20 protein-coding genes are annotated in these 20,162 nt (G+C 65.2%); 8 read left to right on the top strand and 12 right to left on the bottom strand.

The window, feature by feature from the left end; all coding sequences use genetic code 11:
• The first annotated feature begins 155 nt into the window (after positions 1 to 155).
• Positions 156 to 2,327: a malate synthase G gene (locus tag FJ953_RS24975; RefSeq protein ID WP_140625270.1), complete on the top strand. Its 2,172-nt coding sequence runs from the start codon at positions 156 to 158 to the stop codon at positions 2,325 to 2,327.
• 55 nt (positions 2,328 to 2,382) lie between these two features.
• Here the strand turns inward: FJ953_RS24975 and FJ953_RS24970 are convergent, their stop codons facing one another.
• The 4 genes from FJ953_RS24970 to FJ953_RS24955 all read right to left on the bottom strand — a co-directional run bounded on the left by FJ953_RS24970 (position 2,383) and on the right by FJ953_RS24955 (position 6,505).
• Positions 2,383 to 3,915 (bottom strand): YifB family Mg chelatase-like AAA ATPase, encoded by a 1,533-nt coding sequence (locus FJ953_RS24970; protein WP_140625269.1) that lies wholly within the window; start codon positions 3,913 to 3,915, stop codon positions 2,383 to 2,385.
• A 185-nt stretch (positions 3,916 to 4,100) separates the two neighbouring features.
• Positions 4,101 to 5,042 (bottom strand): glutathione synthase, encoded by a 942-nt coding sequence (gene gshB / locus FJ953_RS24965; protein ID WP_140514181.1) that lies wholly within the window; start codon positions 5,040 to 5,042, stop codon positions 4,101 to 4,103.
• 73 nt (positions 5,043 to 5,115) lie between these two features.
• A complete protein-coding gene (locus FJ953_RS24960; RefSeq protein ID WP_140514183.1) occupies positions 5,116 to 5,490 on the bottom strand; it encodes a GtrA family protein in 375 nt (124 codons plus the stop codon).
• Between the two features lie 4 nt (positions 5,491 to 5,494).
• A complete protein-coding gene (locus tag FJ953_RS24955) occupies positions 5,495 to 6,505 on the bottom strand; it encodes a glycosyltransferase (protein WP_140625268.1) in 1,011 nt (336 codons plus the stop codon).
• A gap of 164 nt (positions 6,506 to 6,669) precedes the next feature.
• Here FJ953_RS24955 and FJ953_RS24950 point away from each other — a divergent pair, with 164 nt between their 5' ends.
• The 7 genes from FJ953_RS24950 (at position 6,670) to FJ953_RS24920 (ending at position 14,626) form a co-directional block, all read left to right on the top strand.
• Positions 6,670 to 8,466 carry a GtrA family protein gene (locus FJ953_RS24950; RefSeq protein WP_140625267.1) on the top strand — a complete coding sequence of 599 codons (1,797 nt, stop codon included), beginning with the start codon at positions 6,670 to 6,672 and terminating at the stop codon, positions 8,464 to 8,466.
• Positions 8,467 to 8,619: 153 nt separating this feature from the next.
• Positions 8,620 to 9,969: an EAL domain-containing protein gene (locus tag FJ953_RS24945; protein WP_140491655.1), complete on the top strand. Its 1,350-nt coding sequence runs from the start codon at positions 8,620 to 8,622 to the stop codon at positions 9,967 to 9,969.
• A gap of 157 nt (positions 9,970 to 10,126) precedes the next feature.
• Positions 10,127 to 10,894, top strand: coding sequence for an SDR family oxidoreductase (locus FJ953_RS24940; RefSeq protein ID WP_140491653.1), 768 nt, complete (start codon positions 10,127 to 10,129; stop codon positions 10,892 to 10,894).
• A complete protein-coding gene (locus FJ953_RS24935; protein ID WP_140491651.1) occupies positions 10,891 to 11,862 on the top strand; it encodes a 2-dehydro-3-deoxygalactonokinase in 972 nt (323 codons plus the stop codon). The genes FJ953_RS24940 and FJ953_RS24935 overlap by 4 nt, the downstream gene beginning before the upstream one ends.
• The gene (locus tag FJ953_RS24930; protein ID WP_140625266.1) at positions 11,862 to 12,506 is read left to right on the top strand and encodes a 2-dehydro-3-deoxy-6-phosphogalactonate aldolase; all 645 of its coding nucleotides are present in this window, start codon (positions 11,862 to 11,864) and stop codon (positions 12,504 to 12,506) included. Before FJ953_RS24935 ends, FJ953_RS24930 begins: the two co-directional genes overlap by 1 nt.
• A complete protein-coding gene (locus FJ953_RS24925; RefSeq protein ID WP_140625265.1) occupies positions 12,503 to 13,384 on the top strand; it encodes an SMP-30/gluconolactonase/LRE family protein in 882 nt (293 codons plus the stop codon). The genes FJ953_RS24930 and FJ953_RS24925 overlap by 4 nt, the downstream gene beginning before the upstream one ends.
• 189 nt (positions 13,385 to 13,573) lie before the next feature.
• Positions 13,574 to 14,626 (top strand): D-alanine:D-lactate ligase-like protein, encoded by a 1,053-nt coding sequence (locus FJ953_RS24920; RefSeq protein ID WP_140625264.1) that lies wholly within the window; start codon positions 13,574 to 13,576, stop codon positions 14,624 to 14,626.
• 26 nt (positions 14,627 to 14,652) lie between these two features.
• Here FJ953_RS24920 and FJ953_RS24915 read toward each other — a convergent pair whose 3' ends face one another.
• The 8 genes from FJ953_RS24915 to dnaJ all read right to left on the bottom strand — a co-directional run bounded on the left by FJ953_RS24915 (position 14,653) and on the right by dnaJ (position 19,949).
• The gene (locus FJ953_RS24915; protein ID WP_140563752.1) at positions 14,653 to 15,069 is read right to left on the bottom strand and encodes a GFA family protein; all 417 of its coding nucleotides are present in this window, start codon (positions 15,067 to 15,069) and stop codon (positions 14,653 to 14,655) included.
• 29 nt (positions 15,070 to 15,098) lie between these two features.
• Positions 15,099 to 15,563, bottom strand: coding sequence for an SRPBCC family protein (locus FJ953_RS24910; protein WP_140582720.1), 465 nt, complete (start codon positions 15,561 to 15,563; stop codon positions 15,099 to 15,101).
• Positions 15,560 to 15,880: a helix-turn-helix domain-containing protein gene (locus FJ953_RS24905; RefSeq protein WP_140491640.1), complete on the bottom strand. Its 321-nt coding sequence runs from the start codon at positions 15,878 to 15,880 to the stop codon at positions 15,560 to 15,562. The genes FJ953_RS24910 and FJ953_RS24905 overlap by 4 nt, the downstream gene beginning before the upstream one ends.
• Positions 15,881 to 16,156: 276 nt before the next feature.
• Positions 16,157 to 16,444, bottom strand: a complete 288-nt coding sequence (locus FJ953_RS24900) for a DUF1330 domain-containing protein (RefSeq protein ID WP_140582722.1) — start codon at positions 16,442 to 16,444, stop codon at positions 16,157 to 16,159.
• Positions 16,445 to 16,473: 29 nt separating this feature from the next.
• Entirely contained in the window at positions 16,474 to 17,187 is a 714-nt protein-coding gene (gene pyrF / locus FJ953_RS24895; RefSeq protein WP_181168315.1) for an orotidine-5'-phosphate decarboxylase, read from the bottom strand.
• Positions 17,184 to 17,780, bottom strand: a complete 597-nt coding sequence (locus FJ953_RS24890) for an NADPH-dependent FMN reductase (RefSeq protein WP_140625263.1) — start codon at positions 17,778 to 17,780, stop codon at positions 17,184 to 17,186. Before FJ953_RS24890 ends, pyrF begins: the two co-directional genes overlap by 4 nt.
• A gap of 222 nt (positions 17,781 to 18,002) precedes the next feature.
• On the bottom strand, positions 18,003 to 18,608 hold the full coding sequence (gene pmtA, locus FJ953_RS24885) for a phospholipid N-methyltransferase PmtA (protein WP_140625262.1): 606 nt from the start codon (positions 18,606 to 18,608) through the stop codon (positions 18,003 to 18,005).
• A gap of 210 nt (positions 18,609 to 18,818) precedes the next feature.
• Positions 18,819 to 19,949, bottom strand: coding sequence for a molecular chaperone DnaJ (dnaJ, locus tag FJ953_RS24880; protein ID WP_140491627.1), 1,131 nt, complete (start codon positions 19,947 to 19,949; stop codon positions 18,819 to 18,821).
• Positions 19,950 to 20,162: the final 213 nt, after the last annotated feature.

The raw sequence follows: 20,162 nt of genomic DNA, 5'->3' as shown, positions 1-20,162 counted from the left end.
GGCATCTCCCCCACTTGGGGGGAGATTGGCAGCGTCGCCGCGGGCACCAAGCCTAAAAACCGCCCCTACCTGCCTTGCCTTCACCCTAAGCTGAATTGACCCTGCACTCCCAACATGCCAAAGGCCCGCGAAAGCCTTTCATCTGGAGCAGCCTGATGACCGATCGCGTCGAAATCGCCGGATTGCGGATCGCCCGCGAACTTCATGACTTCGTTGTCAACGAGGCCGCTCCGGGCACCGGCATCGATCCGGACAAATTCTGGAACGGCTTTTCGGCCATCGTCCACGACCTCGCGCCGAAGAACCGGGCACTGCTGGCAAAGCGCGACGCTATCCAGGAAAAGCTCGATGACTGGTATCGCGCCAATGGCGCGCCGGTCGACATGGAAGCCTACAAAACCTTCCTGAAGGAGATCGGCTATCTCGTCCCCGAAGGCCCGTCCTTCTCGGTGACGACCGAAAAGGTCGATCCCGAGATCGCCGTCGTCGCCGGGCCGCAGCTTGTGGTGCCGGTGATGAATGCGCGCTATGCGCTCAACGCCGCCAATGCCCGCTGGGGCTCGCTCTATGATGCGCTTTACGGCACCGACGCGATTCCCGAGACAGACGGCGCCGGGAAGGGCAAGGGCTTCAACCCCGCGCGTGGTGGGAAAGTCGTCGCCTGGGCGAAGGACTTCCTCGACCAGTCGGTGTCGCTCACATCGGGCAAATGGGCCGGCGTCAACGGCCTTTCGCTGGCCAATGGCGCGCTGCGGCTCAGCGCCGGGGCTGGCTCGACCACGCTTGCCGATGTCAGGCAGTTCGTCGCCTATCGCGGCGATGCCGCCAACCCGCAAGCCGTGCTGCTGGTCAGCAACGGCCTGCATATCGAGATCCTGATCGACCGCGACAACCAGATCGGCCGCACCGATCCGGCCGGCATCGCCGACATCATCCTGGAATCGGCGCTGACCACCATCCAAGACTGCGAGGATTCGGTCGCGGCGGTGGATGCGCAGGACAAGGTCGTCGTCTACCGCAACTGGCTCGGCCTGATGAAGGGCGACCTGGCCGAAGAGATCACCAAGGGCGGCCGGACCTTCGTCCGCAAGCTCAACCCCGATCGGTCCTACACCTCGCCAAATGGCGGCACGGTGACGCTGCCCGGCCGCTCGCTGATGCTGGTCAGGAATGTCGGCCACCTCATGACCAATCCGGCGATAACGGACCGAGACGGCAACGAGGTGCCGGAAGGCATCATGGACACCGCGATGACCGCGCTGATCGCGCTGCACGATGTCGGGCCGAACGGCCGCCGCGCCAACTCCCGCGCCGGCTCGATGTATGTCGTGAAACCCAAGATGCATGGGCCCGAGGAAGTCGCCTTCGCCGTCGAGATTTTCGATCGCGTCGAGGCCGTGCTCGGTATGGACCAGAATACCATCAAGATGGGCATCATGGACGAGGAGCGGCGCACCACCGTCAACCTCAAGGAGGCGATCCGCGCCGCCAGGGAGCGCGTCGTGTTCATCAACACAGGCTTCCTCGACCGCACCGGCGACGAGATCCACACCTCGATGGAAGCCGGCCCGATGATCCGCAAGGGCGACATGAAGCAGGCCGCCTGGATTTCCGCCTACGAGGCTTGGAATGTCGACATTGGGCTAGAATGCGGGCTTGCCGGCCATGCCCAGATCGGCAAGGGCATGTGGGCGATGCCCGATTTGATGGCGGCGATGCTCACCGAGAAGATCGCCCACCCCAAGGCCGGCGCCAACACCGCATGGGTGCCTTCGCCGACCGCGGCGACGCTGCACGCCACCCATTATCACAAGGTCGATGTCCACGCCGTCCAGGCGGCGCTGAAGAGCCGGCCGAAGGCCAAGCTCGACGACATCCTGTCGGTGCCGGTCGCGGTGCGGCCCAACTGGTCGCCGGCCGACATCCAGGCGGAGCTCGACAACAATGCGCAAGGCATTCTGGGCTATGTCGTGCGCTGGATCGACCAGGGCGTCGGCTGCTCGAAAGTGCCAGATATCAACGATGTCGGCCTGATGGAGGACCGCGCCACGCTGCGCATCTCCTCGCAACACATCGCCAACTGGCTGCATCATGGCGTCTGCACGGCCGACCAGGTGATGGAAACGATGAAGCGCATGGCTGATATCGTCGACCAGCAGAACCAAGGCGACCCGCTCTACCGGCCGATGGGCGCCGATTTCGACGCCTCCGTCGCCTTCCAGGCCGCCTGCGACCTCGTCTTCAAGGGCCGCATCCAGCCCAACGGCTACACCGAGCCGGTGCTGCACGCGCGGAGGCTGGAACTGAAGGCGAAGGGAGCGGCCTGAACCGGAGATTTGGAGCCGCCGGCGTTCCGTTCCCCTCCTCTCGAGCGAGAGCGCGCTACGCCGCCTGTGCCACCCGCTCCGAACTCATCCGGTAGGAGATCGCTTCGGCCAAGTGAATGCGGCCGACGGTCTCGCTGGCGTCGAGGTCGGCCAGTGTTCTCGCGACCTTCAGCACGCGGTGATAGGCCCGCGCCGAGAAGCCGAGCTTTTCGCTGGCGTCCTTGAGCAGCGACAGGCCCGATGCGTCGGGCATGGCGATCTCCTCGATGACCGCCGGCGCGCAATGCGCGTTTGTGGTGGCGCTGGTGACGCCGAGCCGTTCGAAGCGCTCGCGCTGGAGGGTGCGGGCACGCGCCACGCGCAGCGCCACGTCGGCGCTCTTCTCCGCCCGGTCGGGCCGGATCAGGTCGCTGGCCGAGACCGCCGGCACCTCGATCCTGAGATCGATGCGGTCGAGCAGCGGTCCCGAGATGCGCGCCTGGTAATCGGTGCGGCAGCGTTCGCCGCGCAGGCAGCGATAGCCGGGCTCGCCGGCCATGCCGCAGCGGCACGGGTTCATCGCCGCCACAAGCTGGATGCGCGCCGGATAGGTGACGCGGTGATTGGCCCGCGCGATCATGCAGTCGCCGGTCTCCAATGGCTGGCGCAACGCGTCGAGCGTCTGCGGCGTGAATTCGGGAAATTCGTCGAGGAACAGCACGCCGTGGTGCGCAAGCGACACTTCGCCCGGCCGCGCCCGGATGCCGCCGCCGACCATCGCCGCCATCGAGGCCGAATGGTGCGGCGCGCGGAACGGCCGCCGGTCGGTCAGCTTGCCTTCGCCGAGCTCGCCGGCGACGGAGGCGATCATCGACACTTCGAGCAATTCCTTCGGCGCCAGCGGCGGTAGGATCGACGGCAGCCGCTGCGCCAGCATCGATTTTCCCGATCCGGGCGGGCCGACCATCAGCAGGTTGTGCCCACCGGCCGCCGCCACCTCCAGCGCTCGTTTGGCGGTTTCCTGGCCCTTGATATCGGCAAGATCGGGCAGGTCGCGCGCCGCGGCATGGATGCCGGCCTCCGGCCGGGACAGCACCTGCGTGCCGCGGAAATGATTGGCGATGGCAATCAGGCTGCGCGGCGCGAGTATGTCAAAGTCCTTGCCGGCCCAGGCGGCTTCCGGGCCGCAGGCGAAGAGGCAGATCAGGCCCTTGCCTTCAGAATTGGCCCCAATCGCGGCCGGCAAGGCGCCGGCGACGGCGGCGATAGTGCCGTCGAGCGATAGTTCGCCAAGCACGACATAGCCGGCCAGCATGTCGCCCGGAATGGCGCCAAGCGCCGCCATCAGGCCGAGCGCGATCGGCAAATCGTAGTGGCTGCCCTCCTTGGGCAGGTCGGCGGGCGCTAGGTTGACAGTGACCTTCTTGGACGGCATCGACAGGCCGGAAGCATGCAGTGCCGCCTGCACCCGTTCGCGGCTTTCGGCCACCGCTTTGTCGGCCAGGCCAACGATGTGCATGTTGACCTTGCCGGGCGCGATCATCACCTGCACGTCGACCGGCACGGCCTCGATGCCCTGGAAAGCAACCGTGCGAACCCGCGCCACCATGTCTTGCCCCCGGATCTGGGCTTGCCCCAAGCCTTTTGCAATCAGGCCGCGAAGGGCCTGGGCCGGAGACAATCACAGTTCCTCGGCTAAATCAAGAACATTACAGGAACACGCAATCGCTTGAGTTGCGGCGCGATTGTCTCCGGTTGCAAAAACGGAACATGGTTAATACAAAATGAAAACGGCTATTTCCGCTTGGCCTCCACCGCGTCCCAGAACAGGCTGGCGATGTCGGCGCCGCCGAAGCGTTTGACTTCGCGCACGCCGGTCGGCGAGGTCACGTTGATCTCGGTCATGTAGTCGCCGATGACGTCGATGCCGACGAGGATGAAGCCGCGTTCCCTCAGTGCCGGCCCGATGCGGGCGCAGATCTCGCGCTCGCGCTCGGTCAGCTCGGTCTTCTCGGCGCGGCCGCCGACATGCATGTTGGAGCGGGAATCGTGCTCGGCCGGCACCCGGTTGATGGCCCCGACCGGTTCGCCGTCGATCAGGATGATGCGCTTGTCGCCCTTGCGCACGTCCTTCAGGTAGCGCTGCACGATGTAGGGCTCACGGAACAACTGGCCGAACATTTCGAGCAGCGAGGCGAGGTTGCGGTCGGCCTCCAGCAGGTGGAAGATGCCCGCGCCGCCATTGCCGTAGAGCGGCTTGACGATGATGTCGCCGAATTCCTTGCGGAAGGCGGCGACCTCCTGGGGATCCTTGGTGATCAGCGTTTCCGGCATCAGGTCGGAAAACTCGGTGACGAAGATCTTTTCCGGGCTGTTGCGCACCCAGGCCGGGTCGTTGACCACCAGCGTCCTGGGGTGGATGCGCTCCAGTATGTGCGTGGTGGTGATGTAGTTCATGTCGAAGGGCGGATCCTGTCTCAGCAGGATCACGTCCATCTCCGACAGGTCGGTTCGCACCTTCTCCCCCAGCGAATAGTGGCTGCCCTTCTCGTCGCGTACCTGCATCTCCTCGATGCGGGCGAACACCTTGCCGTCGCGCAGCGACAGCCGGTCGGGCGTGTAGTGGTAGAGCTGATGGCCGCGCCGCTGCGCCTCCAGCGACAGCGCGAACGAAGTGTCTCCGGCGATCGACACGGTGGAGATGTGGTCCATCTGGACGGCGATTTTCAGCTTCATGGCAGGTCCCCAGCACGGTCGATGAGAGAGCGATATAAGGGTCCCGGCGCCTTCTGCCAATCGGGCCACGCCTCTAGCGGTCGAAGACCAGCCTGGAATAGCCGAGAAAGGACAGCGCCATGGCGGCCAGCGAAGCGAAAGCAAGGGCGGCCAATGGCGGGGTTGTCGGCAGGACGACAAGGATGGCGCAGTAGACCAGATAGTTGGCGATGCTGGTGGCTATGCCGATGCTGCCATAGCGGGCACCTTCCCGCACCAAGCCGCGGCTCGACGGCGAGAAGGTCAGATGCCGGTTTATCTGCCAGGTGACGCAGAGTGCAAAGCCGATGGACAGCATGCGGGCGCTGAAAGGGCCGAGCGGCGTGACGGCAAGCAGCAGCCAGAGGGCGGCCGCGTCGGCGACGAAGCCGATGCCGCCGGCAAAGAGGAAGCGGATAAGACGGCTCACCGCTTCATGCGGCGCGAGGCGTCTTGCCTGGGCCGGCCTTCGCGGCAGTCGGCTCGCTGGCGCGCTCGCGCCGCTCTATGCGGCCCGAAGGCATCGACAGGTAGAAGATGCGCTTCTGTTCGGCGCGGCCGCGCGACACCGAATCGAGGATCACCCCGGTCACACCGGCCAGCATAGAAAGCAAGAGCAGGCCTACCGACAGCACCCATGTCGGCATGCGCGGCACCAGCCCGGTCTCGGCGAATTCGACCAGCACCGGCGCCATCAGGAACAGGCTCGACGCCAGGAAGACCAGGGCGAAGGCGCCGAAGAAGCGCAGCGGCTGCGTTTCCTTCATCAGCATGGCGAACATCCAAAGGATCCTGGCGCCGTCGCGAAAGGTCGAAAGCTTCGACGACGAGCCGTCCGGCCGCTTGCCGTAATCGAGCGCGATCTCGCTGACGGGCAATTTGAGCTGCGAGGCATGAACAGACATTTCGGTCTCGATCTCGAAGCCGCCGGAGACGGCCGGGAAGCTTTTGACGAAGCGCCGGGTGAAGACCCGGTAGCCCGAGAATATGTCGGTGAAATCGCTGCCGAACAGCCCTTTATAGAGGCTGTTGAAGACGCGGTTGCCGAAGGCATGGCCGGTCCTGCCGGCATCGTTGGTGACGCCGCGCCGGGTGCCCACCACCATGTCGGAGCGCTCGGTCAGAAGCGTGTTGATCAATTGCGGCGCGTCTTCCGGCGCATAGGTGCCGTCGCCGTCGGCCATCAGGTAAATGTCGGCGTCGATGTCGGCGAACATGCGCCGCACCACATTGCCCTTGCCCTGGCGCGGTTCGCGCACCACGATGGCGCCGGCCGCGCGGGCCCTGAGCGCGGTCAGGTCGCGCGAATTGTTGTCGTAGACATAGACCGTCGCCAAAGGCAGCGTCTCGCGGAAGCGCCGCACCACCTCGGCGATCGTCAATTCCTCATTGTAGCAAGGCAGCAGCACGGCGATAGAGGGTTCGTAGCGAAGCTCTTGCGGCATTTTCCTCTCCGGGTGCCTCGCCGCCACGCGCGGTTCGCGCCGAAAGTCAGGCGCATTCAGGCGGTTTTACTATTTATTGAAGCCGTTAAGGCTAGGTTTAAGGCCGGACCGTACGAGTGTCGATTGGCCGGAAAGGCCCGGCATTCCTGCCAGAGGCGATGGGGATGAGCACAGCCAGCAACGGCGCTTCCACCTGGAAGTCCGACATAGCGTTTGCGTTGCTTGCCGCCTTGCTGCTGCTGGCGCTTGATCTTTATGCCGGATTCCCGCAACTGGCCAACCCGGCCGGCGACAATGACAGCCTGCTGCAACTGGTGGAGGTTCGCGACCTCCTGGCCGGCCAGGGCTGGTTCGACCTGCACCAGTACAGGATGGGGCTGGAGGGTGGCTTCGTCATGCACTGGTCGCGGCTGCTCGACGCCCCGCTGGCGCTCGGCATGCTTGCCCTGTCGGCCCTGACGGGCAGTGCCGCTTTGGGCGAGCAGGTCGTGCAGGTGCTTTGGCCCCTCCTGCAATTCTGGCTCGCGCTGTTCTCCATCATGCGCGCCGCGCGCGCTTTCGCCGGCGAGCACGCGGTCCTGCCCGCCGCGGTGGTCGGCGGAGCGGCCTTGTATTATCTCGGAATCTTCTCGCCCGGCGCGCTCGATCACCACAATGTCCAGCTGATGCTGACCCTGGCCGGCCTGGCTTTGCTGCTTGAAGCCCCTCGCCACCGGACCGCCGCCCTGTTTGCCGGCGCGTGCGCCACCCTGGCATTGGCGATCGGCATGGAAAGCGCCCCCTATGCTGGAACCCTGGGCGCCATCGTCGCCCTGCTGTTCCTCGTCAGCGGTGGCGGCGAAAGGCTGATCGCCAGGGATTTTGGCTTGGGCGTCACCGCCGTCTCGGCCCTTGTTTTCATCACTACCATACCGGCGTTGGCATGGGGGCAGACGCAGTGCGACACCTTCTCGACCGTGCACTTCGTGGTTGCCGCGCTTGCCGGCGCCGGCCTTGCGGTCATCGCCTCATGGGGCGCCGCCAATGCGACGTACGGCCGTCGCCTGGTCTCGCTCGGCCTGCTGGCGTTCGTGCTTATCCTTGTCGTGATGTTTCTGTTCCCGCAATGCCTGGCTGCCCCCTATGCCGGCCTCGACCCGCGCCTCCAGCAGATGTGGCTCGGTCATATCGACGAAGCGCAGTCGATATTCCAGCTCGTCGCGGCCGATCCGGCCAGAGCGGTGGCGCGCTTCGCGACGCCGCTGGTGGCGATCGTCCTGATGGCGCTGCGTCTCGGCAAGGGCGGCTGGCGGCGGCAGGACAGTCTCGTCGGCGCGCTGCTGGTGGTGGCTTTCCTGGTCAGCGCCTGGGAGGTCCGCGGCTCGACCTTCTCCATCGCCTTCGCGGTGATCCCGCTTTGCGCCTGGATCGCCAAATGGCGGCAGCGCGCCGAAAACAGTCCGTCCGGTGGCTCCGTGCTCCGTATGGCCGCAGCCTGGCTGATCTCGGTCAATGCGGTTTGGTCCAGCGCTGCCGAGGCGGCATCGAGCGCCTTCCAGACCGGTGCGGCCGTCACCGACGCCGGCATCGATGCACCTTGCAACAGCAAGGCCTCGTTCGCCGCGCTCGCCCGCATGCCTCACACCACGGTGCTGGCCATCTCCAATCTCGGCTCGCCGATCCTGGCCTTTACCGGTCATCGCGCGCTCGCTGGGCCCTACCACCGCAACGTCGCCGGAAACCTGCTCGTATTCGATGCCTTGCTGGGCTCGGCCACTGACGCGAAAGCCGTCGTGGCAAACCATCGCGTCGGGATTGTCGCGCTCTGCCGCGGCAATCCCGAAACCAGGCTTCTCGCAACCAAGGCGCCTGACGGCTTTCTGGCCGGGTTGATGCATGGCAGCGTGCCGGATTGGCTGGAACCGGTGGCGGAGACCCAGGGCGCGCCGCTGGAGCTCTATCGCGTTCGCCCCGCCGGCTGAGAATCCGCGTGAGCGACGACGCCGTTGAGCCCGGACGGCTTTGCGGAGGGCAACGCACTCCAGCGGCGAAAAATCGATTTTTCCGATACGTTTCCTAAAGGGTTTGCTGCCAGTCTCGGAAATAAATTCCGACTTCGAGAAACAGGGACACCGATGCAAACTTCGTTTGGCACCGGTCAGGCAAACAGGGAGAGCACGGATCTGGCATTCACCGATCCGTTGACCGGGCTTGGCAACCATCGCCGCTTCTTCGACAAGGTCGATCGCCTGATCAGCGACCGTGCCGACGATCCCGCGCCCTTCACCGTCGGCATTCTCGACCTTGATGGCTTCAAGCCGATCAACGATCTGTTCGGCCACAAGGCCGGCGACGACATCCTGATCCAGGTGGCGATGCGGCTGCGCGCCTCGATGGACGGTCATTCCACCGTCTGCCGCATCGGCGCCGACGAATTCGCCTTCCTCTACCCGCTGGTGTTCAGCGAGGAGGCGGCGGCCGAAAAGTCGCGCATGCTGATCGAAATCCTGTCGGCCCCGTATGATGTCGGCGAACGCACGGCGAGGCTGTCGGCCTCCGTCGGCTGTTCGCTGTTCTATTCCGGCGACGAGACCACCGAGATCCTCATCAACAAGGCCGAAACGGCGCTTTACCATGCCAAGCGATCCGGCCGCGGCCGGGTCGTCGTCTATACCCGCGAAATGGAAGAGGCGGCCAAGCGCGTCACCCGCATCGAGCAGGCGCTGCGCCGCGCGGTCTCGGCCGGCGAGGTGGAGCCGCATTTCCAGCCGATCGTCGACCTCACCACGCGCCGCACCATCGGCTTCGAGACGCTGGCGCGCTGGACCGACCGCGATCTCGGCTCGGTGCCGCCGACCGTCTTCATTCCGATCGCCGAGGAGCGCGGCATCATCGGCCCGCTGTCGCAGCTAGTGCTGCGCAAGGCGACCGAGGCGGCGAGAAGCTGGCCGAAGGACCTGTTCCTGTCGTTCAACCTGTCGCCCTCGCAGCTCGTCGACCAGAACACCGGCCTGCACATATTGGCGATCCTCGACCGTACGGGCTTCGATCCGCGCCGGCTGGAGATCGAGATTACCGAGACCGGCCTGATGAACGATCCGGCCTCGGCCGCGCAGATCGTCGAGGACCTGCGCCGCGTCGGCATCCGCGTCTCGCTCGACGATTTCGGCACCGGCCAGTCCTCGCTCGGGCGGCTGCGCGAATTCCATTTCGACAAGTTGAAGATCGACCGCGCCTTCGTCTCCTCCATTCTCGATGACCGCCCGTCGGAGCACATCATCCGCGCCATTCTCGCAATGTGCGAAGGGCTCGGCATGGATGTCGTCGCCGAAGGCATCGAGGAAGAGGCGCAGGCCGACCGCCTCGTCCAGTTCGGCTGCGCCGGTGGGCAGGGCTATCTGTTCGGCAAGCCGGCCGATGCCGACGCCACGCTCGGCTATCTCCGCGATTCCTTCCGCGGCGCCTTGCGCGCCAAGGCAATCTGACCGGGCGATTGACCGGTCCTCGATCGAGGACCGGCCGTGCCTGTGCGTGGTCTCCAGGCTTTTTGTCAGACATAAGCCTCAAAATCCGTCTTTTCGCCCTTGCCCGCCGGATCGGTCTGGCTAGGATGCGCGCCGGTCAACCCGGGAGACGAAAACCATGATGCCATCGGCACGTTTTGCCGACCTCGAAGGCGCTTCGGTGCTGATCACCGGCGGCGGCTCCGGCATTGGCGCGGCATTGACCGAGGGTTTCATGCGCCAGGGCGCCAAGGTCGCCTTCATCGACATCGCCGACAAGCCCAGCACCGCGCTTGCCGACCGCATCGAGAAAGAGCTCGGCCGCCGGCCGCTCTACCTCAAGTCCGATCTGCGCGACATCGAAGCGCTCCGGGCGTCTGCCGCGAAGGCGGCCGAAGCGCATGGCGACGTCACCGTGCTGGTCAACAATGCCGCCTGGGACGAACGCCACGCCGTCGAAGACGTGACGGTGGAGTTTTGGGACAACAACCAGGCGATCAACCTCAGACCGCATTTCTTCACCGCGCAGGCGGTGGCGCCGGGCATGAAGCGGGCCGGCGGCGGCTCGATCATCAATTTCACCTCGACCTCCTACCTGATCAACCACCCCGACATGCCGGCCTACACCGCCGCCAAGGCGGGCATACTCGGCCTCACCAAGGGTTTGGCCGGCAAGCTCGGGCCCGACCGTATCCGCGTCAACGCCGTCGCGCCCGGCTGGGTCATCACGGAACGGCAGCAGGAACGCTGGGTGACGGAGCAGGCGCTTGCCTCTCATGTCGCCAAGCAGTGCATCAAGGACGTCATGCGGCCGGACGATTTGGTCGGCACCGTGCTGTTCCTGGCCTCGGACGCCTCGCGCATGCTGACCGCGCAAATGCTGATCGTCGACGGAGGTTTCCTGTGAGCCCCGGGTTTGCCGGCCCCCGATTTGTCGGCAATGTGCCGGCGGTCGCGGCGCTCGATTGGGGCACGACCCGGCTTCGTGCCTGGCTGATCGACGGCGGCGGCAAGGTGCTTGCCGAGCGTCGCGGCGACGACGGACTGATCACCGCGCGCGAGAAGGGCTTTTCCCGGGTTCTCGAGGGTCATCTCGCCGCCATGGGCGCGCCGGAAACGCTGCCCGTCATCATCTGCGGCATGGCAGGCTCGCGCCAGGGCTGGCTCGAAGCGCCCTATGTCACCGTGCCGGCGCCGATCGGCGCCATCCTGGCCGGCGCGGCCCGCATCCCGGGGGAGAGCCGCGACATTCGTATCGTGCCCGGCCTTGCCCAACGCCTGGCCGATGCGCCAGACGTCATGCGCGGCGAGGAGACACAGCTTGCCGGCGCCGGTTTGCCGGCAAAGGGGCGTGAAATCGTCTGCATGCCGGGCACCCATTCGAAATGGGTTCTGGTTGAGGACGGCGCCGTTGCCGGCTTCGGCACATGGCCGACCGGCGAGCTGTTCTCGGTGCTGGCCGCGCATTCGATCCTGCGCCATTCGCTCGGCGAGCATCCCAAGCCGGTCGACCCGCAGAACCCTTTCTTCCGCCGCTGGTGTGGTGCGGCGTTGACCGAAGGTGGCGACGTCACCGCAAAACTGTTCTCGATCCGCGCCGCCGGTCTGCTCCAGGACATGAAGGCCGACGATGCCGCGGCCTGCCTGTCGGGCCTGCTGATCGGCGGCGAGATCGCCTCGGCGAGGCGCCGCCAGGCCGCGGGCGCCACATCGGTGGTGCTGATTGCCTCCGGCGCGCTTGCGGCGCTTTATCGGCAGGCGCTCGGCCTTGCCGGGCTTGGCGTGCGGACCGTCGACGCGGATGAGGCGGTGCGTGCCGGCCTGGTCGAGGCGGCGCGCGAAAACGGCATGATCGCCAGAACCGGAGTTGCCTGATGAACCAGACCGCTGCGTTCCCGAAGCTCAAGCGCGGGCTGGTCGCCATCCTGCGCGGCCTCAAGCCTGCCGAGGCGGTGGCGATCGGCCAGGCGGTCTTCGATGCCGGCATCGAGGCGATCGAGGTGCCGCTCAATTCACCCGATCCGTTCGCGTCCATCGCCGCCATCCTCAAGGCGCTGCCGCCGGCCGCGCTGGTCGGCGCCGGCACGGTGCTGACGCCGGCCGATGTCGATGGCTTGCACGAAGTCGGCGGCCGGCTGCTGGTCAGTCCCAATATCGATGCCGAGGTGATGGAACGCGCCATGCAATACGGCATGGTCACCATGCCCGGCGTGTTCACGCCCACGGAGGCCTTCCTGGCGATCCGGTTCGGCGCCTCGGCGCTGAAATTCTTCCCGGCAAGCGTGCTCGGCGCATCCGGTATTTCCGCCATCCGCGCGGTGCTGCCGGCTTCGACATTGGTCGGCGCGGTCGGCGGCGTCTCGGAGAAGGACTTTGCCGGCTACAAGGCGGCCGGCGTCACGGTTTTCGGGCTTGGTTCCAGCCTGTTCAAGCCGGGCATGAGCGTCGAAGACGTGGCCGCGCGGGCCCAGGCGGCGGTGACGGCCTGGGACGCGGTGTTCGGCGGAGACGCAGGATGAGCGAAGCGATCGTTTCGGTTTTTTCCGACCATGTCTGCCAGCTCGGCGAGGGGCCGAGCTACGACCCCGCCACAGACACGCTCTACTGGTTCGACATCGTCAAGGGCCATCTCCTGGAAAAGCGCCTGTCCGGCGGCGCGGCCCAGGTGCACGAGCTTGGCCGGATGGCCAGCGCTATCGCCATCATCGACGACAAGCGCCAGCTGATCGCCACCGAAACCGGGCTTTTTGTCCGCGACGTCGCCACCGGCAGGATGACGCTGCACACACCTGTCGAGGCCGACAATCCGGTCACCCGTTCCAACGATTCCCGCGTCCATCCCTGCGGCGCCCTTTGGACCGGCACGATGGGCAAGGGCGAGGAGAAGGGCGCCGGCGCGATCTACTGGTTCTTCAAGGGCGAATTGCGCAAGCTGTTCTCCGACATCACCGTGTCGAACTCGATCTGTTTTTCCGCGGACGGCGCGCTCGCTTATTACACCGACACCTCGACCGGCCTGTTGATGCGTGTTGCCTGCGATCCGGCGACCGGCCTGCCGGAGGGCGAGCCGAAAGTGTTCGTTGATCACCGGTCGGCCAAGGGCTTCGTCGACGGCTCCGTGCTCGACCGCGACGGCATCCTGTGGAATGCCGTCTGGGGCGGCAAGGTGGTCAAGGGCTATGCGCCCGACGGCAAGCTGGTGCGCACGATCGCCATGCCGGTGACGCAGCCTTCCTGCCCGGCCTTTGTCGGCAAGAACGCCAGCCGGCTGGCGGTCACCTCGGCCTGGCACGGCAAGGACGAGAAGCAGCGTCAGCTTGACCCGCAGGCAGGCATGACCTTCCTCCTCGACATCGAGGTCAATGGCCGGTTCGAGCCGCGCGTGCTGATCGCCTAGGGCATCTCTATATTCAGGTGACGCCGGCCTTTTCGGCTCGGCCCGACTTGAGTCTCGGTACCCGATGCACCGCGTCTGACGGGATCATTCAGCCGGCTGTCACGCAGGCGTCCGGCCCGCGTCGGTTTCGCGAAAGCCTGGCGTCTTCGCCATGCGATGGTGTGGAATTGCACCATTGGGAATCATGTCATGTCCAGCCTAAGGCTGATCCTCGTCCACGAGCCGGAAAAGGCCTGCCTCGAGCGGCTCCTCGCCGATGGCCACCCGCCGGAGCGTGCCGCCGAAATCGCTTCTTACCTGGCGCAATCGACCGATCTCGCGCATGAGTTCGACGCCCTCGCTTCTGCCTTCAAACGACGCGATCTCGGCTTCGCGGCGGTGGAGCTGGACGATGCCGCCGATATGCTCGCCAAGGCCGACCCGGCGGCCACGCTGGTCTGGACGCTGACCGACGGCATCGCCTATTTCCGGGGCGGCGCGGCGCCTGCGCTTGCCAGGCTGAACGGCCTGAAGGCGATCGGCGCCGAGGATTCGCTGTTCGCGCTCTGCCAGGACAAGTTTCGCTCCGGCGCCGTGCTCGGCGCGCTCGGCCTGCCTGTGCCGCGGGCCGGCCTGGCGCGCAACGGACAATGGCTGGTCGAGCCGCCGGTTTCCGCCGCCGGCTGGTTCGTCAAGCCGAACCGGCTCGGCGCCAAGATCGGCATCTGGCCGGAGTCGCGCTGCGGCGATCTCGGCCACGCGCTGGAGCTTAGCCGGCGTGTTTTCGCCGCCTATCGCGACGACGTCGTCGTCCAGCCCTATGTCGCCGGCCGCAACGCGCGCGCCAGTTTCCTGGGCCTGAGGCCGGACACCGGCGTCGAAGCGCTCGGCGTCGCTTTCGTCGAGTCCGGCGGCGATTTCCAGACCATGGAAGACAGCCTGGCGCTTTACGGCGAGACCGGCGAGGCGGCGAAGGCGGCGGGCAACTACGCCGAGCCGCTTCTGCTTCCGGTCGCCGAAAGCCAGCCGGTCGCCGATGCAAAAGTCCGCGCCATCGCCGAGCGGCTGATGAGCGGGATCGGCCTGCGCGACGTGTTTTCCATCGATCTCCGGATCGAGCCCGACGACACGGTTCACCTCATCGAGTTCGAGGTCTGCCCCGGCCTGCCTTGCTTCGATTTCCGCGCCTATTGCCGGTCTCAATGGGGCTTGGGGCTTGCCGACGCCATGGCCGAAACCGCCGCGAACCGGATGACCCGTTAAAGCGCGGCAAGATTGCCTGCCGTACGCTATCCCTGCGGCATTCGCTCGAAGGTCTGCAACGATGGGTCGATCATGTCCCAGGCATGGCCGCGGATGGCATATGTGACCACCTGCGGATTGAACTGGCCGGGATCATCAAGGCTGGTCGCGTGGACCGCTATCAGGTCCGGCATCGCGACTTGCGTCAGGTAGACCGGCGTTCCACAGGTCGGGCAGAAGGCGTGGATCTTTTCGTTGCCGCTGTCGCCAGCCACCCGCCAGGTGTTCGCTTCGCCCGTTATCGTCACATCGGCTCGCCGGGGGAAGGTCAGATAGGAGCTGTGACCCGTGCCGCTTCGCTTCTGGCATTCGTGGCATTGGCAGTGGTTCTCGAAGATGGGTTCGCTGCTCGTTTCATAGCGGATCGCACCGCAGGCGCATCCGCCGGTGTAGCGTTTGGTCATTATCGTTTTCCCACAGTCGGATTTGCTGGTCAGGCCGATTTCGGCTTGGCGAAAATGTCGATGCCACTGCCGGTCTCCAGGAAGGATTTCATGCTGGACAGCACCGCCGGCCATCCCTGGCTGACGCCCTTCGCCATGCCGCTGCCGGCTTCGAGCTCGTCATGGCTGACGGTCAGCCGCACCATCGTGTCGTATTCCTCGATGGCGAACGTCACCCGGCTGTATTTCGACGCATCGTCGGCCTGCGAAGCGTTTGCCCAGGTCATCACGAGACGGGTCGGCGGCGAGATCTCGACGACCTTGCCGACCAGTTCGACGGTGCGCTCGTCATTGGCGCGGATATGTTCCCATTTCGATCCCGCCTTCCAGTCCGAGACGTTCTCGTGGCCCCAGTAACGCCGTGCGATGTCGGGCCTGGTTATGGCCTCGAACACTTTTTGCGGCGTCGAGCGGATGTAGGTCACGTAGACAAAGCTGGTCGTCTCTGCGGTCATTTGTCTTCTCCTTCGAGTTCCTGTTTCAGGTCATGCAGCAGGCTGAGCCGCTGGCGTTCGAATTTGCGCACCCAGCGCTCGTAGACCTCGTGCAGCGGCACGGGATTGATGAAATGCAGCTTCTCGCGGCCGCGTTTGACCGTGCTCACCAGATTGGCCGCCTCCAGCAGGTCGATGTGTTGGGTGGCGGATTGCCTGGCCATATCGAGATGTTCGCAAAGCTGGCCCAGCGTCTGCCCGTTCTTCTCGCACAGAAGATCAAGCAGCCTTCTGCGCGTCGGGTCGCCCAGCGCCTTGAAAACCTTGTCCGCGTCCATCGGGTTCACTCTGATGTGAAGCCATAATATGCAGGTAAATACCTGCATGTCAACCCGCGATCGGCCGGCATCAAAATTACCCCGTGTAAGGGCTGTTCGGACGCGATTGCTAAAGGGATTATGCGTCAGCCATGTCGTGGCCGTTGTCGAACGACTGTGCCGGTTGTCACTCAAAGACAACCGGTCGGGGCGCCGCCTGCTGGGCCAGGCTGCGGGATGTGAACCTCAGGACTCGTGCAAAGGCCGCGGCCGGCACTGATGCCGGCCGGGATAGCCTCAGACGCCCTTGACCAGCACGATCTCGCCGTCGGCGACCTTCTGGCGAATGGCGGCGGCGCGCTGGTATTCAGGTGAATGGTAGCAGTCATGCGCGGCGGCAAGCGTCTCGAACTCGATGACGACGTTGCGCGCGCGGCCGGCCCCTTCTGCCTTCTCATGCTCGCCGCCGCGCGCCAGGAATTTCGCGCCGAAGCGCTCGAAGGCCGGCTTGGCGGCGGCGACATAATCCTTGTAGCCTTCCGCGTCGCGCACATCGACGCGGGCGATCCAGTATCCCTTGGGCATCCTTCTTCTCCGAAGCCGTTCGTTGCAAATTATGCCGAGCGCATTTCGTCGAGGATGGCTTCAGCCGCCGCGCGTCTGTCCGCCGCGGCGACGATCGGGCGCCCGACGACCAGATGGCTGGAGCCGCTGCGGATGGCATCCGCCGGCGTCATCACGCGCTTCTGGTCGCCATGGTCGCTGCCGGCGGGGCGTATGCCTGGCGTTACCACCGCCATGTCGGGCCCGACGATGCGGCGCACCGCCTCTGTTTCCGCGGCCGAGCAGACGATGCCGCCCATGCCGGCATGCAGCGCCTGTTCCGCGCGCCGCAGCACCAGCGTGTGCGGGTCGTATTCGTAGCCCGCGTCGATCACGTCCTGTTCGTCCATCGAGGTCAGCACGGTGACGGCAAGCAGGCAAAGCTCGCTGCCTCTCGCCGCCTCGACCGCCGCCCGCATGGTCTTCGGGTAGGCATGCAGCGTCAGCATGGTCATGCCCATCTTGACGATGTTCTCGACCCCCTTGGCCACCGTGTTGTCGATGTCGAGCAGCTTCATGTCGAGGAAGATCTTCTTGCCCCCGCTGGCGAGCTCCCTGGCGAAATCGAGACCGCCGGCGAAGGCGAGCTGGTAGCCGATCTTGTAGAAGGAGACGACGCCATCGAGTTCGCGTACCGCCTTCTCGGCCTCTTTCAAGCTCGGCACGTCGAGGCCGACGATCAGTCTTTCGCGCATTGTGTCGGTCTGCATGGCGTTGGCGATCACGGCTCGACCCGGGTCGACAGCATGCGCGAGGTTTCGATCAGCGTGCGGCATAGGTGCTCCATGGTTCGGTGCAGTCGTTCGTCCTTGAAACGCCCGTCCTCGTCGAAGGCGTTGCCGCCTTCCGGCACCGAGCATTCCGGCGTCACCACCTCCATCTGGCAATGCACCAGCACGGCGCGCAGATGGTTGATGCAGCGTATCCCGGCGAAGTGTCCGCTGGAAGACGAACTGAGGCCGGCGACCTTGCCGGCAAACGGCCTCACCGCACGGCCGCCATCCTTGCGCACCCGGCTCACCCAGTCGATCGTGTTCTTGAGCAGCGGCGGAATGGAGCCGTTATATTCGGGCGTGGCGATCAGCAGCCCGTCATGGGCAATGATCATCCGGGCAAGTTTCAGGGCGTTTTCGGGGACGCCTTTTTCCTTATCCAGATCCTCATCCATGATCGGCAAGGGGTAGTCGCCGAGCGAGATGCGAGTGACCTCGGCGCCTTGTACCGCAAGTTCCTTCTGCGCCACGTCGGCGGTCCTGCCACTGAAGGTCCCGGCCCGGACCGAGCCGGCAAAGACGAGGATTTTTGGGATCACTGCCATTGGCCAACCTTGTTCCCGGACAGGTACAGCCAGAGCCCGCTCAAATCAATGCAGATCAGGCAAAGCGTCATCCGCGGGCTTGCCCCGAGAATCTGCCAACGCATCCAAGTCAGACATTTTCGTCCCAATGCCCACCGCATCTGATACCGCTATGCGGCAGATCCTCGGGACAAGCCGCAGGATGACGACTTTCGAAGACATTCGCGGCCGGCTTCGCAATCCCTAATGCGCCTCGCGCCGGTAGATCCACAGCTGCGTCGGCGGGATGTTGCGGATGATGAAGTCGAAATGCTTGACCGTATAGTCGCCGCGGCCGGGCGGGATCGGCGACATCGGGCCGTAGGTCAGCTGCACGATCGGCCGGCCGGCCGGAATGCGGTCAAGCAGGCTTTCGATATAGGCGATGCGCTGGGCGACCGGGAAGTTGAGCAGCGGCACGCCCGAGACCACCGAATCGAACATCATCCCGCTCTTGTCGCCAAGCGTGGCGTTGAGATTGAAGGCGTCGCCCTCGATGACGTTGACGCCGGGGTAGAGCCGGCGCAGATGGCGCACGAAGTCGGTGGAATATTCGACCGCGTAAAGGTTTTCAGGCCTCACGCCCTGGGCCAGGATGGCGCGGGTGATGACGCCGGTGCCGGGCCCGACCTCGAGCACCGGCAGACCGGACTTCGGGTCGACGATCGAAGCCATCTTGCGGGCGGTGATGGAGCTGGTCGGCACGATCGAGCCGACCGTCTTCGGCTTGTCGATCCAGCCCTTGAAGAACTTCAGCTCGTCGTCGAACTTTTCGGCAAGCGCCTTCCGCAGTCCCGGACCACGTGTCATGCAAGCTCTCCTCAGCGCTCCCCTGAGAGCTACTTAACACCTAAGCCGCCCAAGGCAAGGCAGGGTCATGCCAATGTCGTGGATAAGATAGTTTTCGTCGCGTCTAAAAATGCGCGCCTACTGCGGTTTTCACGGCGCGTGTCGGCCGCCCGGCAGGTGAGGCGCAGCGCCGACACCGGCAAGGCAAGCCACACGCGCACAGGCCGTCGATCAACGCTCGCCGAACGACTCGAAAAAGTCCTTCATGCGGGCGAAAAAGCCGCTCGACTGGGGGGAATTGTCCTGTGAGGAGAGCTGTTCGAATTCCTCCAGCAGCTCGCGTTGGCGGCGCGACAGGTTCTGCGGCGTCTCGACCGCCGTCTGGATGTAGAGGTCGCCGACATTGGGCTGGCGCAGCACCGGCATGCCCTTGCCCTTGAGGCGGAACTGGCGGCCGTTCTGGGTGCCCTCCGGCACCTTCACCTTGGTCTGCGTTCCGTCCAGCGTCGTCACCTCGAACGAGCCGCCAAGGGCGGCCGTCGTCATCGAGATCGGCACCTTGCAGTAGAGATCGGCGCCGTCGCGCTGGAAGAATTCGTGCGGCTTGACCGCGAGGAAGATGTAGAGGTCGCCCGACGGCCCGCCGCGCAAGCCGGCTTCGCCCTCATTGGCAAGCCGGATGCGGGTGCCGTCCTCGATGCCGGCTGGGATGTTGACCGACAGCGACCGCTCCTCGGTGACGCGGCCCTGGCCGGCGCATTTCGGGCACGGATCCTTGATCGTCTGGCCGCGGCCCTGGCATTGCGGGCAGGTGCGCTCGATGGAGAAGAAGCCTTGCGTGGCGCGCACCTTGCCGTGGCCGTTGCACATCGAGCACGTGACCGGCTGGGTTCCGGGCTTGGCGCCGGTTCCCGAGCATTCCGAACAGGAGATCGAGGCCGGCACGCGGATCTGCGCGGTCTTGCCGGCAAAGGCCTCTTCCAGTGAGATTTCCATGTTGTAGCGCAGGTCGGCGCCGCGCTCGCGGCCGCCGGAAGAGCGGCGCTGGCGGCCACCCATCATGTCGCCGAAAATGTCCTCGAAAATGTCGGCGAAGCCGCCGGCGCCGAAGCCGTGTGCGCCGCCGTTCATGCCGCCCTGCTCGAAGGCCGCGTGACCAAAACGGTCATAGGCCGCGCGCTTCTGCGGATCCTTCAGCGTCTCGTAGGCTTCGTTGATTTCCTTGAACTTGTGCTCGCAGGCATGGTCGCCCGGATTGCGGTCGGGGTGGAACTGCATGGCGAGCTTGCGGAAAGCGCTCTTCAGTTCCTTGTCGTCGGCACCCTTGTGCACGCCCAGCGTTTCGTAGAAATCAGCTTTCATTTTTTCCCGCTGTCCGGATGCTCAACGTCTTCATGCAGTGTTGCGTCGTTTGCCGGCACGTTGCCACGATTTAGGATCGGCGCAGCCCGGATGCTAGGGCCGGTGCGGAGCTGTTCGTGTTTTTCGACGATTTTTTCCGCACTTTTTCTGCCAGGGTTGCAAAAAAGCCCGGCTTTGCGCCGGGCTTTCCGCTTTATCTTGCCGTCAGCCGGT

This window comes from Mesorhizobium sp. B2-3-6 (genome assembly GCF_006442305.1).
Lineage (GTDB): Bacteria > Pseudomonadota > Alphaproteobacteria > Rhizobiales > Rhizobiaceae > Mesorhizobium.
The sequence above is the reverse complement of the archived record's forward strand: the minus strand, read 5'-3'. Positions and strand labels throughout refer to the sequence as shown.

Excerpts from the sequence above, each read along its gene's own strand:
- FJ953_RS24975 (WP_140625270.1), top strand. The coding sequence starts at position 156 with ATGACCGATCGCGTCGAAATCGCCGGATTGCGGATCGCCCGCGAACTT.
- FJ953_RS24970 (WP_140625269.1), bottom strand. The coding sequence starts at position 3,915 with ATGGTGGCGCGGGTTCGCACGGTTGCTTTCCAGGGCATCGAGGCCGTG.
- gshB (WP_140514181.1), bottom strand. The coding sequence starts at position 5,042 with ATGAAGCTGAAAATCGCCGTCCAGATGGACCACATCTCCACCGTGTCG.
- FJ953_RS24955 (WP_140625268.1), bottom strand. The coding sequence starts at position 6,505 with ATGCCGCAAGAGCTTCGCTACGAACCCTCTATCGCCGTGCTGCTGCCT.
- FJ953_RS24950 (WP_140625267.1), top strand. The coding sequence starts at position 6,670 with ATGAGCACAGCCAGCAACGGCGCTTCCACCTGGAAGTCCGACATAGCG.
- FJ953_RS24945 (WP_140491655.1), top strand. The coding sequence starts at position 8,620 with ATGCAAACTTCGTTTGGCACCGGTCAGGCAAACAGGGAGAGCACGGAT.
- FJ953_RS24940 (WP_140491653.1), top strand. The coding sequence starts at position 10,127 with ATGATGCCATCGGCACGTTTTGCCGACCTCGAAGGCGCTTCGGTGCTG.
- FJ953_RS24930 (WP_140625266.1), top strand. The coding sequence starts at position 11,862 with ATGAACCAGACCGCTGCGTTCCCGAAGCTCAAGCGCGGGCTGGTCGCC.
- FJ953_RS24925 (WP_140625265.1), top strand. The coding sequence starts at position 12,503 with ATGAGCGAAGCGATCGTTTCGGTTTTTTCCGACCATGTCTGCCAGCTC.
- FJ953_RS24920 (WP_140625264.1), top strand. The coding sequence starts at position 13,574 with ATGTCCAGCCTAAGGCTGATCCTCGTCCACGAGCCGGAAAAGGCCTGC.
- FJ953_RS24915 (WP_140563752.1), bottom strand. The coding sequence starts at position 15,069 with ATGACCAAACGCTACACCGGCGGATGCGCCTGCGGTGCGATCCGCTAT.
- FJ953_RS24910 (WP_140582720.1), bottom strand. The coding sequence starts at position 15,563 with ATGACCGCAGAGACGACCAGCTTTGTCTACGTGACCTACATCCGCTCG.
- FJ953_RS24905 (WP_140491640.1), bottom strand. The coding sequence starts at position 15,880 with ATGGACGCGGACAAGGTTTTCAAGGCGCTGGGCGACCCGACGCGCAGA.
- FJ953_RS24900 (WP_140582722.1), bottom strand. The coding sequence starts at position 16,444 with ATGCCCAAGGGATACTGGATCGCCCGCGTCGATGTGCGCGACGCGGAA.
- FJ953_RS24890 (WP_140625263.1), bottom strand. The coding sequence starts at position 17,780 with ATGGCAGTGATCCCAAAAATCCTCGTCTTTGCCGGCTCGGTCCGGGCC.
- pmtA (WP_140625262.1), bottom strand. The coding sequence starts at position 18,608 with ATGACACGTGGTCCGGGACTGCGGAAGGCGCTTGCCGAAAAGTTCGAC.
- dnaJ (WP_140491627.1), bottom strand. The coding sequence starts at position 19,949 with ATGAAAGCTGATTTCTACGAAACGCTGGGCGTGCACAAGGGTGCCGAC.